The organism is Streptomyces sp. NPDC053755 (assembly GCF_040677675.1).
Lineage (GTDB): Bacteria > Actinomycetota > Actinomycetes > Streptomycetales > Streptomycetaceae > Streptomyces.
The window spans coordinates 304,407-320,785 of record NZ_JBFASK010000001.1; the positions used below are offsets into that span (position 1 = coordinate 304,407).

Sequence of the window (16,379 nt, forward strand, 5' to 3'; positions counted from 1 at the left end):
GCGTCTCGACCTGCGCGCGGGCCCCCGATCAGCCACGCTTGAATACATGAACCACTTCGACCGCATGGACGACGACCAGATCCTGGAGAGCATCGGCACGCTCGTCGAGGAGGAACGCGCCCTGCGGCAGCGCGTGGGCGGACTGCTCGACGAGGAGCGCTCCCGGCTCGCCGAACTCGAAGTGCAACTGGACCAGTGCTGGGACCTGTTGCGCCAGCGCCGCGCCAAGGCGGAGTTCGGCGAGGACCCCGACACGGCGGCCGTCCGCCCGGCGGCCGAGGTGGAGAACTACCGCAGCTGAGAGAGAAGGACCGCCCGGCCCGCCCGGCCGACCGGAGGAGGCCGCCACCTCGGCCTCGGCCGCGGACGCCCCGGTTCCAAGGCCGCCCTCCGCGGCGGAGACGTCCGCGTCCCACGGCCCGGTCCTCCGCGGCCGAGACGGCACGACGCGGAGCGGTCGCCCCGCGTACGGGCCGACGAGCGCCGTACGTTGGTCGCATGGCGCGCACCCCACGGCTCACCCCGCCCTCCTGGCTCACCGCCGGCCTGCGGCCGCAGGCCGCCCCCGTGCCCTGGGCCGCCGTCGCCCGCGCCTCGATCGCCCTCTCCGCCCCCCTCGCCGTGGGCATGGCCGCCGACCGGACCGTCTCCGGAGCGCTGGTCTCCATGGGCGCCCTCTCCGGCGTCATCGGCGACACCGCAGACGCGTACCGGATGCGGATCTTCAACATCGCCGTCCCGCAGCTCTTCGGCGCTCTCGGCGTCACCCTCGGCACCCTCGTCTTCGACCAGGGCTGGCTCGCCGTCGCGGCGCTCACCCTCGTCGCGCTGGCCTCGGGGATGATCTCCTCGATCGGCGCCGTCGCCTCCGTGTCGGGCCTGGTCCTGCTCCTCAACGCCGTCGTCGGCGCGGGTCTGCCCATGCCCGACCCCTGGTGGAAGGCCCCCCTCCTGCTCACGCTCGGCGGGGGCTTCGTCCTGGTCCTGACGCTGCTCGGCTGGCCGCTGCGCGGCAAGGTCCCCGAGCGCGCGGCCGTGGCCGGCACCTACCGGGCGGTCGCCGACCTCCTCGAAGCCGCCGGGTCCGACGCGTACGAGGTCCGCCGCCAGGCCGTCACGACCTCGCTCAACCAGTCCTACGACCTCATCCTGGGCCGCCGTGCCCGCCAGCACGGCCGCGCCCCGTCCCTGGTCCGCCTCCTCGCGCAGCTGAACGTGGTGATCCCGCTGGTCGAGGCGGCGCCCGCCGCCCATCTGGCGGCCCACCGGTTCCACCGGCCGCTGCCCGACGAGATCCCGGCGACCGTCCGCACGCTGGCCGAGGCGGTCGAGGAGGGCCGCACCCGCGCCGGCGTCCTCGACCTGCCCGAGGCCACCCGGCCCTCCGAGAAGGCCGTCGACCGGGCCCTGCGCCACGCGGCGAGCGTCGTGCACGAAGCCGACCCCGGCCATCTCGACGCCGCCGACCGGCTCGGCCGACCCGCGTCGCTGCGCGTCCGCGCCCGCCGCACCGCAAGGGCCGTCCTGTTCTCCGGGGCGTCCTGGCGGTACGGGCTGCGGCTCGCGCTCTGCATCGGACTCGCCCAGGCGCTGGTCTCGCTGATCGCCGTGCCCCGCTCGTACTGGGTGGCGCTCACCGTCACCTTCGTGATGAAGCCGGACTTCGGCTCGGTCTTCTCCCGTGCCGTGCTGCGCGCGTTCGGCACGGCCCTCGGGCTCGTCGTCGCCGCGCTCGTCCTCGCCGAGGTGCCCCGGGGATGGTGGGACGTGCCGGTGATGATGGTGCTCGCCGCGCTGATCCCCGCCTTCTCCGCGAAGGGGTACGCCTTCCAGACCGCGGCGATCACCCCCGTCATCCTGCTGCTCTCCGACCTCCTCAACCAGCAGGGCTTCGACCTGGTGCTGCCCCGGCTCTACGACTCCCTGATCGGCTGCGGCATCGCGCTCGTCGCCGGATACCTGCTGTGGCCGGAGTCGTGGCACACCCGGATCGGAGACCGGCTCGCGGACGCGGTGGCGGACACCGCGACCTACGTGCGGTGCGCGTTCGACACGGGTACGGCCACGGCCGCCGCCTCGGCGAGCGGCTGGGGCGGGGCGCCGGAAGACCGGTCGGCGACGCGGGAACAGGCGCAGGAGCGGGCGCAGGAGCAGACGCTGGAGCAGGAGCAGGAGCAGGAGCGGGCCGCGGCCCGGGTGCGGGCGCGGCGCGCCCTGTTCCGCGATCTGTCGAGCGTGCGTTCGGAGTTCCAGCGGGCCCTGACCGAACCGCCGCCGGCCGGCGCCCTGGCCTCCGCCTGGTGGCCACTGGTCGTGGCTGTCGAACGGATCGTGGACGCGACGACCGCCGCCCGGGTCCGCGTCGACCACGGAGCACCGGCCCCCGAACCGGCCGAGGTGGCCGAGGTGGAAAGGGAGTTGCGCGAACTGGCGGACAACCTGCGCCACAGCGCCGTACTCGTGGAGGTCAGGGCGCGGTTGACCGACGACGAGGACGGCGTGCTCGCGCCCCTGCGCCACGAGGTGCGGGCGGCCCGCGCGATCGCCTCCCCGCGGACGGACCCGGACGAGGCGGCGCCGGGCGGTCCCCGGACGAGCACGCCGACGTGAGACCGGCCCGGCCGGACCGCGTCACCCAGGACGCCGGAGCGACGCCCACCGGACCCGGCAGGCATCGCCATGACGCCCCCCTGCCCCGGGGGGGACGTCGCCACGACGCCCCCGTCGATCCGGCCAAACGGAACGAACTCGCCGCGCCGTCACGCCCCTTCCCGGCCGCCGTCGCCGCCCGGCACCACGCCCGGGGGCCTGGGAAGGAACTTACCGACGGTCACCCCGTGGAACCCTCCCCGCCGCCGTTACCGGAATCCACCGGGGCGACTACGATGCGCTCGATTCACCTTGACCCGTGCCCCCACCGGGCCATCCGGCCCGACCGGCACGGTCACCCCGTCCTGCGCCATCTCCCCGTGCCATCCAAGGACATCGCCATGCGCACCACGACCGGCAGAGGGCTCCAGCCCAACGTCCTCGGGACCTTCGACACCATCGTCATGGCCGTCGCCGGCAGCGCACCCGCCTACTCCCTGGCCGCCACCACCGCCGTCCTGTTCGGCGCGGTCGGCCTGGCGGGACCCGCGGCACTCCTCTACTGCGCGCTGCCGATGCTCGGGATTGTCCTCGCCTACGCGCGCCTCGGCCGGATCGACGTCAACGCGGGCGCCGGGTACTCCTGGGTGGGCCGCACCCTCCACCCCTTCCTCGGCTTCCTCTCCGGCTGGGCCCTCGTCGTGTCCACCACCATCTTCATGGTCGCCGGTTCCCTGCCCGCGGGCGCGCTCACGCTCTCCCTCCTCGACCCCGAGCTGGCCGAGAACACCCCGCTGGCCGCCGCCGTCGGCGCCGGCTGGTTCCTGATGATGCTGCTGGTGGTGCTGGGCGGTGCCCGGCTCACCGTACGAGCCCAACTGGTCATGTCGGGCGTCGAGATGGCCGTCCTCGTCTGCTTCGTCCTCGCCGCGCTCGCCCATCGCGGGCACGCGACCGCGTTCGACTGGTCCTGGCTCGGCTTCTCCCACTTCGACGGGGCCTCGGGCTTCGCCGCGGGCGCGCTGATCGCCGCCTTCTACTTCTGGGGCTGGGACGTCACCAGCAACCTCAGCGAGGAGACCCGCGACAGCCGCCGTACGGCGGGTCTCGCCGCACTCGTCGGCGTCGGTGTCGTCTTCCTCCTCTTCGAGGCGTTCACCATCTCGGTCAACGTGCTGCTGACCGCCGGGCAGATCGAGGCGTCCGGGGCCAACGTCCTCGCGGTCCTCGGCCAGGAGATCTGGCCGGGCGTCGGCGGCAAGCTGCTCGTCGCGGCCGTGCTGCTGTCCACGGTCGCCACCCTGGAGACCACGCTCATCCAGGTCACCCGCTCCCTCTTCGCGATGGGCCGTGACCGCACCATGCCGGCCGCGCTCGGGACCGTGCACCGCCGCTGGAACACCCCGTGGGTGGCGATCGCCGCCGTCGGCGCCGCCGCGCTGCTGATGTTCGGCGCGGCGGCGGCCGCCGGTTCGGTGAACCGGATCCTGCGTGACGGCGTCGCCGCGATCGGCCTCCTGATCGCGTTCTACTACGGGCTCGCGGGCATCGCCGCCGTCGTCGCGTACAAGTCGGTGCTCCTGTCCTCCGTACGGCACTTCCTGCTCGGCGGGGTGTGGCCGCTGGCCGGTTCGGCCTTCATGCTGTGGGCGTTCGTCGAATCGCTCGGCGAGCTGTCGACGACGGCGCTGACCATCGGCCTCGGCGGCCTCCTCGTCGGAGTGGTCCCGATGACCGTGTACTGGCGCAAGGGCAGCGCCTACTACCGCCCCGCCCGGCTCGACGCGGTCAGCGCGCTGGCGGCGGCGGACCCCTTCGCGGGCGGCCCGGCACGGGCCCGCCGCGCGGACGAGTCGCTGGCCACCGACTTCTGACGACCGGCCGCCGCCCGTCGACGGCACCGGGCCGCCCCCGCCGCCCGCGGACCCGCGGGCCCACAGATGAACAGCACCACAGCCGTAGCCGAGTCTTCGCGTCTTCGAGGGAGGAAAGCCGATGCACGTCCGCCGACGCTCGGGCCGTGCGGCCCGCTTCACGCCCGACTTCGACCCGGACCACGGGGACCGCCCGCTCACCGAGGCCCGGCAGGACATCGTCATCGGCCGCTGGCAGGGCGTACGGGACCTGCTGGCGTCCACCGGCGAGAACCCGGCCCGCCGCACGCACCGCCTGCGGCTCCTCGCGCACGCCGCCGCGGGCAGCTCCGCGGTCGAGGCCTGGCGGGCCGCCGAACCGGACAACCCCGACGCGGCGGTGCTGCGGGCGGCGACCGAGGTCGTACGGATCTTCGACACGGCCATCGCCGCCGGCCGGGGCGCCGCCGTGGACCGGGGGCGGCTCGACGCGACCGTCGACACCTGCCTCGGAGCGGCGCAGGCGGCACCCGACGACCCGATGCCCTGGGTCTCCCTCCTCACGGTGGCCCGCCTCCACGAAGGCGGCGTGCCGCGCCGGCAGCTGCGGCAGTGGTTCGACGAGGTCCGGCGGCGCGACCCGTACCACGTCGAGGGCCACGCCCAGCTGCTGCGCTACTGGTCGGCGCGGTGGCACGGCACCCACGGGGCGATGTACGACTTCGCGCGCGACGCGGCCGGCGTGGCTCCGCCTGGCTCCCCGCTGCCGGTCCTGGTGCAGCTGGCCCGGGTCGAGGAGTACCGCTACATCGCCGACGGGGCCCTGGGCCGGGGCCCGGTGCGCGGCTTCGACCAGCACTGGAAGCACGAGCTGGCGGTGACCGAACTGCGCCGGACGTACGCCCGGTGGATCGGCGGCCGGGAGCCGGGCCGGCCGGTGGACCCCGAGGAGGTCGTCGACCTGAACTACCTGGCCCACGCGGCCTGCTACGCCGGCCAGGTGGAGATCGCGCGGGAACTGCTCGGCATGCTCGGACCACGGGCGTCGTGGGTGCCGTGGTCCTTCACCGGCGAGCCGGCCGAGCAGTTCGTCCGCTTCAGGGAGGGCCTGGGGGTGGTGTGAGGCCCCCGTCGGGGCTCAGACTCCGATGTCCCCGCCGTCCTTGCGCCAGACGGCGACGACGGACGGGCGGACGATCTTCCCCGGCCCGTCGGGCCACACCGAGGCCGGCTTCTCGACGGACGCGCCGTCGATCTCGCCGGGGTGCTGGACGGCGACCAGGACCCGGCGGTCCTGGATGATCGGGCCGCAGGTCTCGGCGCCCTTCGGGACCGTCAGGAACTGCTTCAGCTCACCGCGCCGCTCGCCCTGCGTGGCGACGCCGAACAGGCCGTCGTGCGAGCCGAGCTGGTTGCCGTCGGTGGAGATCCACAGGTTGCCGTACGGGTCGAAGGCGACGTTGTCGGGGCAGGAGATGGGCGAGACCTTCTCCTTGGGGAAGCCGGCGAAGTAGGTGGCCGGGTCGTTCGGGTCGCCGGCGACGAGGAACAGCCGCCAGGCGAAGCCGTCGGAGGCCGGGTCGTCCCAGTGCTCGGCGAGCTCCAGGATCTGCCCGTGCTTGTTGAGGTTGCGCGGGTTGGCCTCGTCGGCCGGGGCCTTGCCCGCCTTGCCGCGGTCGGAGTTGTTGGTGAGCGCGACGTAGACACGGCCGGTGCGCGGCGACGGCTCGACGTCCTCGGGACGGTCCATCTTGGTGGCGCCGACCTTGTCACCGGCGAGGCGGGTGAAGACGTACACCTCCTCGGCGGTCATCCCGGGCACGTGCGAGACGTCGCCGGTCGCGAGCGGGATCCACTGGCCGGAGCCGTCGAACTCGCCGTCGCTCGGCAGCTTGCCGGTGCCGTCGACGTCCTGCGGGCTGTCACCGGTCAGCTTGGCGACGTACAGGGTGCCCTCGTCGAGCAGGGTGAGGTTGTGGGCACGGGCCGCCCGGGAGTTGCCCTTCTTCATGCGCCTGGACGACACGAACTTGTAGAAGTAGTCGAACCGCTCGTCGTCGCCCATGTACACGACGGGACGGCCGTCCTCGGTCAGCCGGGGCTGCGCGGCCTCGTGCTTGAAGCGGCCGAGCGCGGTGCGCTTGCGGGGCGTGGAGTCGGGGTCGTAGGGGTCGAGTTCGACGACCCAGCCCTGGCGGTGGACCTCGTTGGGCTCCTGCGCCAGGTCGAAGCGCTTGTCGAACCGCTCCCACTTGCGCTCGGTGGCGCCGGTGCCGATGCCGTACCGCTTGTCGGTGGCGCGGGAGCCGTTGGCGAAGTACTGGTTGAAGTTCTCCTCGCCGTGCAGCGTGGTGCCCCACGGGGTGGTGCCGCCGGCGCAGTTGTTGAGCGTGCCGAGGACCTTGCGGCCGGTCGGGTCGGCTGACGTGCGCAGCAGCGCGGAGCCGGCGGCCGGGCCGGTCAGCTCGAACTCGCTGGTGGTGTGCAGCCGGCGGTTGAGCGGGTGGCGCGAGACGGGCGTGAGCCTGCCCGAGCGGTGCTCCTCCTGGACCACGACGACGGACAGCCCGTGGGCGGCCCAGGCGATCTCCACCTGCTCGCGGGTCGGGTTCGCCGGGTCGTACCCCTTGAACATCAGGACCTCGTCGGTGTACTCGTGATTCGCGACGAGGACCTGCCGCCCGTGCTCGCCGCGCAGCGGCAGCAGGGACAGGAAGTCGTTGTTGTAGCCGAACTGGCCGGCCTGCGCCTTGGCGGTCTGCCTGTCGGCGTCGAAGGCCGGCGCGCCGCGGAGGATCGGCTCGCCCCAGCGGATGACGACGTTCTGGGAGTAACCGGCGGGCACGGTGACCTGGTCGGCCGTGTTGGGCGCGACGGGAGCGAACCGCAGGCCACGGGCGCCGTCGGTGCGGCCGGGAGTGCCGGGCTTGTGCGTACGTGCCTCGGCGACCGGGGCGTTGCCGGCCGCGAGGCCGGTCCCGGCGGCGGTCGCGACCGTCACGACGGCGGCTGCGCGCATCATGGAGCGGCGGGAGAGGGCGCCGGCTATGACGTCGCCGACGTACTCGTTGTCGCTGGTGTTCGGCACCTCGTGGAAGCAGGCGTCGCCACAGCGGAACCGGCAGGTGAGGGCGGAACGGCCGCCTCCGTGCGGGTTGGTGCTCAGCAGCGGCAGCAGTTTGCGCACTTCGTCCTCCTCCGGCGCAACCCTGCGCCGACATGGTGTCGGGAATCCGTCCGGCGGTGACGTTATGTGTGCACATCCGCGCGGGGGCGGCGCCGGAGTGAACGACGGATGAATGCGCGGCGACCGGGGTGGCGGGGGTACCGGCGGGGGTACGGGCGGCGGTGCGCGACGCCGCGTGTCGGGGCGCCGGAGGCGACACACCAGGGGCCGCTAACCTTACGTGTCCGCCCTGGCCAGGGATGATTCACCCAGTACGGACATACACCGCACCCAACTCATGCGAAAGGCCTCGCCCATGGGCATTCGGAGCTTGCTGCGCAAGGTGTTCGGACGCGACCGTGCGGACCAGCACGTCGAAACTACGGCAACCTCCGTTCCGCCCCAGACGGCGACGGAACGCGTGACTCCCGACGGGGCCGACTCGGTGACGCTCCCGTCCCCGACCCCGCCGGACGAGGCCGCGAAGCGCGCGGCTGACGACCTGGTGGCGGCCGCCTTCGACAATCCGAAGGTCCCGCAGGCCCGCACGTCGACGCCGGCCCGCGAGAGCGTGCCGGCGGGCACGGGGTCGGCGGGGAGGGGAACGTCGTCCGACGCGACCGAGGACCCGGCCGACGGAGCGGCCGTCCCGGCCGCCCGCGACGGTGCCCAGGCCCCGGCGGAGCCGGAGACGACCGCGATCGAGGAGCCGCTGGTCACGGACACCCACGGGAAGCCGTCCGAGACGGCGGAGGCGGAAGCCGCCGCGACCACGCCGACCGCCGACGCGCCCTCGGACACCGAGGAGACGGTCGCGTCGGACGGGACCGTGGAGGCGAAGGCGGACGCGGAGACCGCTGTGGCCGAGACGGCTGCCGAGGAGCCGGCCGAGGCGGCTGCGGAGACCCCGGCTGCCCAGGAGCCGGAAGCGAGCGCCTCCGAGGCTGCCGCCGAGGAGCCCGCCGTCGAGGCCGAGGTCCAGGACCAGGCGCCCGAGCAGGCGGCCGAGGTGGAGACGCCGGCTGCCGAGGAACCGGCCGTCGAGGCCGAGGAGGCCGACGCCCCGGCGGAGCCGGAAGCGACCGCCGAGCCGGCTGCCGCCGAGCAGCCGGCCGTCGAGTCCGAGTCCGCCGTCGAGGCGGCCAAGGAGACCGAGGCGGTGGCCACGGACGAGTCCGAGGCGCCCGCGGACGCCGAGGCGACCATCGCGGACGAGCCCGCCGAGGCGGCTGCCGAGGTCCCGGCCGACGAGCCCGAGGACCAGGCGCCCGAGCAGGCAGAGACCCCGGCCGACGAGGCCGACGACGCCCCGGCGGAGCCGGAAGCGGCCGCCGAGGAGCCGGCCGTCGCGGACGAGCCCGCCGAGGCGGAGGCCACGCCGGAGACCGACGCGGACGCGGACGAGCCGCAGACGCCCGCCGCCGAGGAGGGCTCCCTGCCGGAACCGGCCGTCGCCGCCGAAGCGGAGGCCGAGACCGACGCGGACGCCGAAGCCGCCCCCGACGCCGAACCCGTCGCCGCCGCCCAAGCCGCGGAACCGGCCCCCGACGCCGAACCCGTCGCCGCCGCCCAAGCCGAGACCGCTGCCGCCGACGCCGTGCCCGCCGTCGCCCTCGCCGAGGTCAAGGCGAGTGCGCCGCAGCTCGTGGACGCCTACAAGGCCGCCGGGGCCGTGCTCAAGAAGCAGGGGCTCACGGGGGCGCGGGCCGCCGTGTACCTCGTCGTAGACCGGTCGGGCTCGATGCGCGGGTACTTCAAGGACGGTTCCGTCCAGCGGATCGCCGAGCAGACCGTCGCCCTCGCCGCCCACCTCACCGAGGACGCCACCGTCACGGCCGTCTTCTTCTCCACCGACATCGACGGCACCGCGGAGCTGCGCCCCGAGGGCATCGACGGCCGCGTCGACGAGATCAACGCGGGTCTGGGCCGTCTGGGCCGCACCAACTACCACCGCGCCGTCGAAGAGGTCCTCGCCCACCACGAGAAGGCCGACCCGACCCGACCCGCGTTCGTCGTCTTCCAGACCGACGGCGCCCCCGAGTCGAAGACCGCCGCCACCGAGGCCCTGGCCCAGGCCGCCGACCGCCCGATCCACTGGCAGTTCGTGGCCTGGGGCGAGGAGGACAACAAGGCCTTCGACTACCTCCGTAAGCTCACCGCCCCCCGTACCGGCACGTTCTTCGCCGGACCGACCCCCGCCGAGACGGCGCACCCCGCCTTCTTCCGCGGGCTCCTCGCCGACTGGCAGGTCTGACACAGGATCGAGGGGTGGCCCGCCGGTCGGCGGGCCACCCCTCGTCCGTGTCCGGCCCCAGGTGTCCGGGTCCCCGTCTAGCGACGGCCGACGGCTGCGATCCCCGGCGCGGCGACGGGCAACGTCACCGTCACGACCAGGCCGCCGCCCTCCCGCGCGCTCCGGGCCACCGCGTCCGCCGCCCCGCCGTGGGCGCCCGCGATCGACCGGACGATCGAGAGGCCGAGCCCCGCGCCCGGCCCCATCCGGTCGCGGCCGTCGCCCCGCCGGAAGGGCTCGAAGAGACCGGGCAGGTCGGCGGCCGCGACCACGGGTCCGGTGTTGGCGACGGTCACCACACCGCCCCGCGCCGTCACCTCCACCGTGCCGCCTGGGATGTTGTACGCGACGGCGTTCGCGACCAGGTTCCGTACCACCTGGGCCAGGAGCACCCGGTTCCCCAGGACCGTCCCGGCGCCGCCCGTGCGGCAGTCGATCCCGTACCCCTCGCACTCCTCGACGACCACCGCCCCCAGGTCCACCTCCTCCCGCTCCTCGAGGCCGCGCTCGCTCCGTGCCAGGACCAGCAGCCCCTCGATGAGCCGCTCGCTGCGCCGGTTGGTGTCGAGGAGCACCTGCTTCACGTCCGAGGAGTCCTCGATCCCGATCTGGATGGCGGCCCGCTGGGTGGCGAGCGGGGTGCGCAGCTCGTGCGAGGCGTTCGCGATGAACCGCCGCTGGCTGTCGAAGGCCCGCTCCAGCCGTCCGAGAAGGGCGTCGATCGTGTCGCCCAGCTCCTTCAGCTCGTCGTCGGGGCCGCTCACCGCGAGCCTCTCGTGCAGGGTGCGCTCCGAGAGCCGGCGCGCCCGTGCCGTCATCTCGTGCACCGGCCGCAGCATTCTCCCGGCGGTCCACCACCCCACGGCGACCGCCGCGAAGGCCATGGCGGCGAGGGCGAGGCACGACCACATGAGCATCTGCTCGCCGGCCGCCCGGCTGACGTCACCGCTCAGCCGGTAGGCGGTGACGGTCTCGAACGGCGCCACCACCCGCACCCGCGCCGCGATGGCCTCCGCCTCCCCCTCCGTACCGGCGCGCGACAGCAGGTTCACCACCGCCAGCAGGCACCCGCCGAGGACGACGAAGACGCCTCCGTACACGAGGGCGATCCGGGTGCGGATCGTGGAGCCCGCGCCCATCACAGGGCGTACCCCACGCCCTGCACGGTGCGGATCAGCGCCGGCTCCCCCAGCTTGCCCCTGAGCTTGCTCATGCAGACCCGCACGGCGCCGGTGAAGGGGTCGGTGTGCGCGTCCCAGGCGCGTTCGAGGAGCTCCTCGGCGGAGACGGCCGCGCCGTCCGCCTCCAGCAGGATCTGCAGCACCGAGAACTCCTTGGGGGAGAGGTCGAGGTCCCGCCCGTCCCTGGTCGCCGTCCTGCGGGCGGTGTCGACCAGCAGGCCGTCCTTCGCCAGCAGCGGCGGTACGGGGCGGGCGCTGCGCCGCCGCAGGGCCCGGACCCGGGAGACCAGCTCGGGGAACTCGAAGGGCTTGCCGAGATAGTCGTCCGCGCCGAGGTCGAGCCCCTGGACGCGGTCCTCCAGGGACGCCGCGGCCGTCAGCATCAGGATCCGGGTCCGGGAGGTCCCGGCGACGAGGGCGCGGGCGACGTCGTCTCCGTGGACGCGCGGCAGGTCGCGGTCGAGGACGACGACGTCGTAGTCGTGCAGCCCGAGGTAGGCGAGGGCGGCGTCACCGGTGTAGACGGTGTCGACGGCGAAGCCGGCCCGCCTCAGTCCGGTGGCGACCAGCTCCGCGAGGACCTGCTCGTCCTCGGCGACCAGTACGCGCATGATCACTCCCTCGCCGCTGTGCACGGTCCTTTCTACGCCGGGGAACGTTTCGCGGACCTCTCCGCGCTCCCGGCCCCCTCGGCGATGTGAGTGGATCTTCGACAGACCGTTAGGATTTCGACCATGGCGGCCACTGGATCCGAGAAGCAGGGGGCGAAGGCGTACTACGTCTCGACCCCCATCTACTACGTCAACGACGCTCCTCACCTGGGCCACGCCTACACGACCGTCGCAGGCGACGTGCTCACGCGCTGGCACCGTCAGCGCGGCGAGAAGGTGTGGTACCTCACCGGCACGGACGAGCACGGTCAGAAGATCATGCGCACGGCCGAGGCGAACGACGTCACGCCCCAGGCATGGTGCGACAAGCTCGTCGAGGAGGCGTGGAAGCCGCTCTGGGAGCACCTGAACATCGCGAACGACGACTTCATCCGGACGACGGAGAAGCGTCACACGGACCGCGTGCAGGAGTTCGTGCAGGACCTGTACGACAAGGGCGAGATCTACAAGGGCGGGTACGAAGGCCCGTACTGCGTGGGCTGTGAGGAGTACAAGCTCCCGGGCGACCTCATCGAGGCGGAGGACGGCACGAAGCTGTGCCCGATCCACAAGAAGCCGGTGGAGATCCTCAAGGAGGAGAACTACTTCTTCAAGCTGAGCGTGTACGGCCCGAAGCTCCTGGAGTTCTACGAGGCGAACCCGGGCTTCATCCAGCCGGAGTCCGCGCGCAACGAGGTCGTGAACTTCGTCAAGCAGGGTCTTCAGGACCTGTCGATCTCCCGCTCCACGTTCGACTGGGGCGTCCCGGTGCCGTGGGACGACAAGCACGTCATCTACGTGTGGGTCGACGCGCTGCTGAACTACGCCACGGCCGTCGGCTACGGCTCGAACCAGCAGAAGTTCGACGAGACGTTCCCGGCGAACGTGCACCTGGTCGGCAAGGACATCCTGCGCTTCCACGCGGTGATCTGGCCCGCGATGCTGATGGCGCAGGGCCTGCCCGTGCCCGGCAGGGTCGCGGCCAACGGCTGGCTGATGGTCGGCGGCGAGAAGATGTCGAAGTCGAACCTGACCGGCATCAAGCCGCAGGACCTCACCTCGCACTTCGGCGTGGACGCCTACCGCTGGTACTTCCTTCGGGCGATCGCCTTCGGCAGCGACGGCTCGTTCTCGTGGGAGGACTTCACCGCCCGCTACACCTCCGAGCTGGCCAACGACTACGGCAACCTGGCGTCGCGCGTGGCGGCCATGGTCGGCAAGTACTTCGACGGCGCCCTGCCGGCCGCGACGGCCGACGGCGACGCGGAGACGGCGATCCACGAGGGCCTGGCCAAGGCGGTCGAGACGGCCGACCGGAAGATCGGCGAGGAGCTGGACTTCCAGGGCGGCATCCTGGCGATCTTCGACTTCGTGAAGCAGGTCAACGGCTACATCACGGAGCAGGAGCCGTGGAAGGTCGCGAAGGACGACTCGGAGGCGGGCCGCGCCCGCCTGGCGACGATCCTCTACACGGCGGCCGAGTCGCTGCGCGCGGTCGCGGTCCTGCTCAACCCGGTCATGCCGGAGACCTCGCAGGCCCTCTGGGACTCACTGGGCGCCGAGACCTCGCTGGGCGCCCTGTCCGCCCAGCCGGTTCAGGACGCGGGCACGTGGGGGCGGCTCCCCGCCGGCACGACGGTGACGAAGGGCGCGGTGCTGTTCCCGCGCCTGGAGGAGCCGAAGAAGGACTGACGTCCCCGGATCCACGTACGACGCGCCCCGCGCCTGGTGAGAGCCAGGTGTGGGGCGCGCGTCGTCACCGAGGCCGGCCGCCCGCCGCGTAGGCCACGAAGCCCGCCCACGCAGTCGGCGTCAGCGCGAGCTGCGGGCCCTCGACGCACTTGGAGTCCCGGACGTGGACGGTGCGGGGGGCGGTGGCGACCTCGACGCAGGAGTCGCCCTCCGGGCCGCTGCTGTGACTGCTCTTGAACCACGCCAGTACGGAGGCGTCGCCGGCGGGGGCCTTGCGGATCATGTCTCTCCCAGCAGTTGCTCGATAAGGGCCAGTGACTCCCTTGGCGGAAGCGCCTGAGCCCGGATGGTGCCATACCGCAGCTCAAGAATCCGCAGCTGTTTCGGCTCGTGCGTCGGGCGCCCATTGAACGCACCGTCGGAACGCCCCACCGCTGTGCCGTCCTCGAACTTCAACAGCTCGATCCTCCCGCTGAGGCCAGGGTGAGCATCACTTCGCGTCGGCATGACCTGGAGCGAGACGTTCTTCATGCGTCCCACCTCCAGCAAGCGTTCGAGCTGCTGCCGCCACACCATTGTGCCGCCGACACGGCGCCTCAGCGTCGCCTCTTCCTGGACGAAGCTGAGCGCCGGTGCCGGCGACCGGTCGAAAACCGACACTCGCGCCATGCGTGCGACCACAAGACGCTCCACCTCCGGCCTTGCGTACGAGGGTTGCCGTGCCTCGAACAGGGCTCGTGCGTGCGCGGGAGTCTGCAAAAGGCCATTCAGGCTGATGCACTCGTATACGCCGATCTCCACCGCCCGGGCCTCCAGCTTGGCCAGTTCCCGGACCTTCTTCGGGTACCGGACCTTCGCCACGTCCTCCTTCATGGCCGAGAGCAGCCCACCCGCCCCCAGGACCTCGTCCGCCTTGTCCAGGAACTCGGGGCGGGGGATCCGCTTCCCGCTCTCGATCTTGTAAATGAGGTCCTCGCCGTATCCGACAGCGAGGGCGAACTCGGCGGCGCGCATGCCCACAGCTTCCCTCCGCAGCCGCAACTGCCGTCCCACCGTGGCGATGACGGCCACGCCCCAGTCGTCGTCCGGGTCGACCTCCCACCCCGGGTCGTCCGCCTCGGTCGTGAGCCGTCGTACCCCGGTCTCGCCGTCCACCGACATGCCCGCACCCCTCTGTCCGCGCTCTCGTGCCGCGACGCCCCTACCCCTCCGACGAGTTCGGACAGCCCGGACAGCAGTGGACAAGCTCCGGACAGTCACCCTACGCATCGGAATCGTCACTGTTCACGGTAGGCGAGGGCGGCCACGCTCGGTGAGGTGAACCAGAAGAACACCACCCGTCCCCAGACCTCCTCAGCAGCCCGTTTCGAGGTCCTGCTGTCCCCCACGCCGCGCGGCGCTCGGCTCGCCCGGCTGCTCACCGTCGAGTGGCTGCGGACGCGGCACGAGCTGCCGTACGGCGTGACCGAGGCCGCCGCGCACCTCGTCGCAGAGCTGGCGGCGAACGCCGCCACGCACGGCCGCGTCGCCGGCCGGAACTTCCGTGTGGCGCTTCTGGCTCAGGAGGCTGTCCTCCGGATCGAGGTGACGGACACGCGGGCCGACGCGCTGCCCCGCCTCCGGCCGCCGTCCCCCGACGGGGGCTCCGGACGCGGGCTGCTCCTGGTCGAGGCGCTCGCCGACCGCTGGGGTGTCGAGCCGGGTCCCGTCCCCCGGAAGACCGTATGGGCGGAGCTCGATCTTCTACGTCGCTGACCTGCCCAAACACCTCGGTCACCGAACGCCGGGAACGCGGACGCCGGTAGGACGGCCGGTCTTCCCAAGCAACTTCGAGAGAGAAAGAAACCGCACCAAGCCCCACCCCTCCCCCCGCTCGGCAGCCACTCACTCACTCGGGTGAAAAACACCAACTCGGCTGGCTTTGGGAGGGGTTCCTTGATCTACGCTCAGCGCGACACACCACACGACCGCTGACATGCGTCGGCCCCCGCCGGGACGGCAATCCCAGGGCGAGGGCCTGACCATCAAGGAAGAAAGCCCTTCCCGATGGATACCCAGAACACTAGCGCGCCCCCGCACGCCCCGTCCCTCAACGACGGGAAAAACCACCCTTCCCAGCGAGCCGCCAAGGCCACGCACCCCGGGGGCGTCGTCCACAACAACTCCCGCCACACCACGCACTTCACGGTGATCGGCAACCACCTCGCCCAGCACACCGAGCTGTCGCTGCTCGCGATCGGCCTGGCCGTCCACATCCAGTCGCTCCGCAGCGGCGCCCAGATCGACATCGGGACGCTCGCCGGCCGCTTCCCCGAAGGGAAGACCCGGATCGCGGGAGCGCTGCGGGAGTTGGAGGCGCACGGCTATCTGCGCCGGACCCGCATGCGCACCGACGGGGGCCGGATGGTCACCCGCACGGTCTCCTGCAACCAGCCCGGGAGCACTCGCGGCGAGGACCGGCCAAGGCCCCAGCCTCAACCCCCACCCCCGCCCCCGTCCCGGCGAAGCGCCGACCAGAAGCCCCGCCGCCGTGCCCTGCCCGCCGTGCCGCAGCCCGCGTACCCCGCCCCCGGCCTTCTCCAGACCGCCCTGGGGGTGCTCTCCGGACTCCGCCGCGAGGACCCCCGCCTCCTGCTCTCCGCCACGGACGCCGACCACCTCGTGCCGGGCGTCGCCGCGTGGCTGGAGCGCGATCTCACCCCCGAGGCCGTCCAGCGCGCCCTGACCGCCGACCTGCCACGGGAGCCGCTGTACCGCCCCGCCGCCTTTCTGGCCCACCGCCTCGACGCCAAGCTCCCGCCCCTGCCACCGCTCGGCACGACGGCCTCGGCCACGAGACACCCCCTCCAGAACTGCGACGCCTGCGACCGTGCCTTCCGCGGCCCCGAACCGGGCACCTGCGCCGCCTGCCCGCCAACAAGGCCGTTGCTCACGGAAATCCTCGCGTGACAGCAT

General features: G+C 72.8%; 13 protein-coding genes. 8 read left to right on the forward strand and 5 right to left on the reverse strand.

Features of this window, described 5'->3' with window-relative positions; genetic code table 11:
• The first annotated feature begins 64 nt into the window (after nt 1-64).
• From AB0K65_RS01355 to AB0K65_RS01370, 4 genes are all read left to right on the forward strand, one after another.
• Complete coding sequence (locus tag AB0K65_RS01355) at nt 65-301, forward strand: DUF2630 family protein (protein WP_365713626.1); 237 nt, start codon at nt 65-67, stop codon at nt 299-301.
• 197 nt (nt 302-498) lie between these two features.
• On the forward strand, nt 499-2,610 hold the full coding sequence (locus tag AB0K65_RS01360; RefSeq protein ID WP_365713078.1) for an FUSC family protein: 2,112 nt from the start codon (nt 499-501) through the stop codon (nt 2,608-2,610).
• Between the two features lie 380 nt (nt 2,611-2,990).
• Nucleotides 2,991-4,463: an APC family permease gene (locus AB0K65_RS01365; protein ID WP_365713080.1), complete on the forward strand. Its 1,473-nt coding sequence runs from the start codon at nt 2,991-2,993 to the stop codon at nt 4,461-4,463.
• Nucleotides 4,464-4,584: 121 nt separating this feature from the next.
• Nucleotides 4,585-5,565 (forward strand): hypothetical protein, encoded by a 981-nt coding sequence (locus AB0K65_RS01370; protein ID WP_365713082.1) that lies wholly within the window; start codon nt 4,585-4,587, stop codon nt 5,563-5,565.
• Between the two features lie 15 nt (nt 5,566-5,580).
• On the opposite strand, the gene AB0K65_RS01375 is transcribed toward AB0K65_RS01370, so the two are convergent.
• Nucleotides 5,581-7,629 carry a PhoX family protein gene (locus AB0K65_RS01375; RefSeq protein ID WP_365713084.1) on the reverse strand — a complete coding sequence of 683 codons (2,049 nt, stop codon included), beginning with the start codon at nt 7,627-7,629 and terminating at the stop codon, nt 5,581-5,583.
• A gap of 400 nt (nt 7,630-8,029) precedes the next feature.
• On the opposite strand from AB0K65_RS01375, the gene AB0K65_RS01380 reads away from it, so the two are divergent.
• Complete coding sequence (locus AB0K65_RS01380; protein ID WP_365713086.1) at nt 8,030-9,862, forward strand: VWA domain-containing protein; 1,833 nt, start codon at nt 8,030-8,032, stop codon at nt 9,860-9,862.
• A 77-nt stretch (nt 9,863-9,939) separates the two neighbouring features.
• On the opposite strand, the gene AB0K65_RS01385 is transcribed toward AB0K65_RS01380, so the two are convergent.
• Complete coding sequence (locus tag AB0K65_RS01385; RefSeq protein WP_365713088.1) at nt 9,940-11,040, reverse strand: ATP-binding protein; 1,101 nt, start codon at nt 11,038-11,040, stop codon at nt 9,940-9,942.
• Nucleotides 11,040-11,693 (reverse strand): response regulator transcription factor, encoded by a 654-nt coding sequence (locus AB0K65_RS01390; protein WP_365713090.1) that lies wholly within the window; start codon nt 11,691-11,693, stop codon nt 11,040-11,042. Before AB0K65_RS01390 ends, AB0K65_RS01385 begins: the two co-directional genes overlap by 1 nt.
• A 123-nt stretch (nt 11,694-11,816) precedes the next feature.
• Here AB0K65_RS01390 and metG point away from each other — a divergent pair, with 123 nt between their 5' ends.
• Nucleotides 11,817-13,424, forward strand: a complete 1,608-nt coding sequence (metG, locus tag AB0K65_RS01395; RefSeq protein ID WP_365713092.1) for a methionine--tRNA ligase — start codon at nt 11,817-11,819, stop codon at nt 13,422-13,424.
• Nucleotides 13,425-13,488: 64 nt separating this feature from the next.
• On the opposite strand, the gene AB0K65_RS01400 is transcribed toward metG, so the two are convergent.
• Both AB0K65_RS01400 and AB0K65_RS01405 read right to left on the reverse strand, forming a co-directional pair.
• Nucleotides 13,489-13,707, reverse strand: coding sequence for a DUF397 domain-containing protein (locus tag AB0K65_RS01400; RefSeq protein WP_365713094.1), 219 nt, complete (start codon nt 13,705-13,707; stop codon nt 13,489-13,491).
• Nucleotides 13,704-14,585, reverse strand: a complete 882-nt coding sequence (locus tag AB0K65_RS01405; RefSeq protein WP_365713096.1) for a helix-turn-helix transcriptional regulator — start codon at nt 14,583-14,585, stop codon at nt 13,704-13,706. Before AB0K65_RS01405 ends, AB0K65_RS01400 begins: the two co-directional genes overlap by 4 nt.
• A 156-nt stretch (nt 14,586-14,741) precedes the next feature.
• Here AB0K65_RS01405 and AB0K65_RS01410 point away from each other — a divergent pair, with 156 nt between their 5' ends.
• Together AB0K65_RS01410 and AB0K65_RS01415 are read left to right on the forward strand one after the other, a co-directional pair.
• Nucleotides 14,742-15,179 carry an ATP-binding protein gene (locus AB0K65_RS01410; RefSeq protein WP_365713098.1) on the forward strand — a complete coding sequence of 146 codons (438 nt, stop codon included), beginning with the start codon at nt 14,742-14,744 and terminating at the stop codon, nt 15,177-15,179.
• A 291-nt stretch (nt 15,180-15,470) separates the two neighbouring features.
• Entirely contained in the window at nt 15,471-16,373 is a 903-nt protein-coding gene (locus AB0K65_RS01415; RefSeq protein WP_365713100.1) for a helix-turn-helix domain-containing protein, read from the forward strand.
• Nucleotides 16,374-16,379 lie beyond the last annotated feature (6 nt).

Bases quoted from the DNA above. Each gene is read 5' to 3' on its own strand.
- AB0K65_RS01355 (WP_365713626.1), top strand. From the start codon at position 65: ATGGACGACGACCAGATCCTGGAGAGCATCGGCACGCTCGTCGAGGAG.
- AB0K65_RS01360 (WP_365713078.1), top strand. From the start codon at position 499: ATGGCGCGCACCCCACGGCTCACCCCGCCCTCCTGGCTCACCGCCGGC.
- AB0K65_RS01365 (WP_365713080.1), top strand. From the start codon at position 2,991: ATGCGCACCACGACCGGCAGAGGGCTCCAGCCCAACGTCCTCGGGACC.
- AB0K65_RS01370 (WP_365713082.1), top strand. From the start codon at position 4,585: ATGCACGTCCGCCGACGCTCGGGCCGTGCGGCCCGCTTCACGCCCGAC.
- AB0K65_RS01385 (WP_365713088.1), bottom strand. From the start codon at position 11,040: ATGGGCGCGGGCTCCACGATCCGCACCCGGATCGCCCTCGTGTACGGA.
- AB0K65_RS01390 (WP_365713090.1), bottom strand. From the start codon at position 11,693: ATGCGCGTACTGGTCGCCGAGGACGAGCAGGTCCTCGCGGAGCTGGTC.
- metG (WP_365713092.1), top strand. From the start codon at position 11,817: ATGGCGGCCACTGGATCCGAGAAGCAGGGGGCGAAGGCGTACTACGTC.
- AB0K65_RS01400 (WP_365713094.1), bottom strand. From the start codon at position 13,707: ATGATCCGCAAGGCCCCCGCCGGCGACGCCTCCGTACTGGCGTGGTTC.
- AB0K65_RS01405 (WP_365713096.1), bottom strand. From the start codon at position 14,585: ATGTCGGTGGACGGCGAGACCGGGGTACGACGGCTCACGACCGAGGCG.
- AB0K65_RS01415 (WP_365713100.1), top strand. From the start codon at position 15,471: ATGGATACCCAGAACACTAGCGCGCCCCCGCACGCCCCGTCCCTCAAC.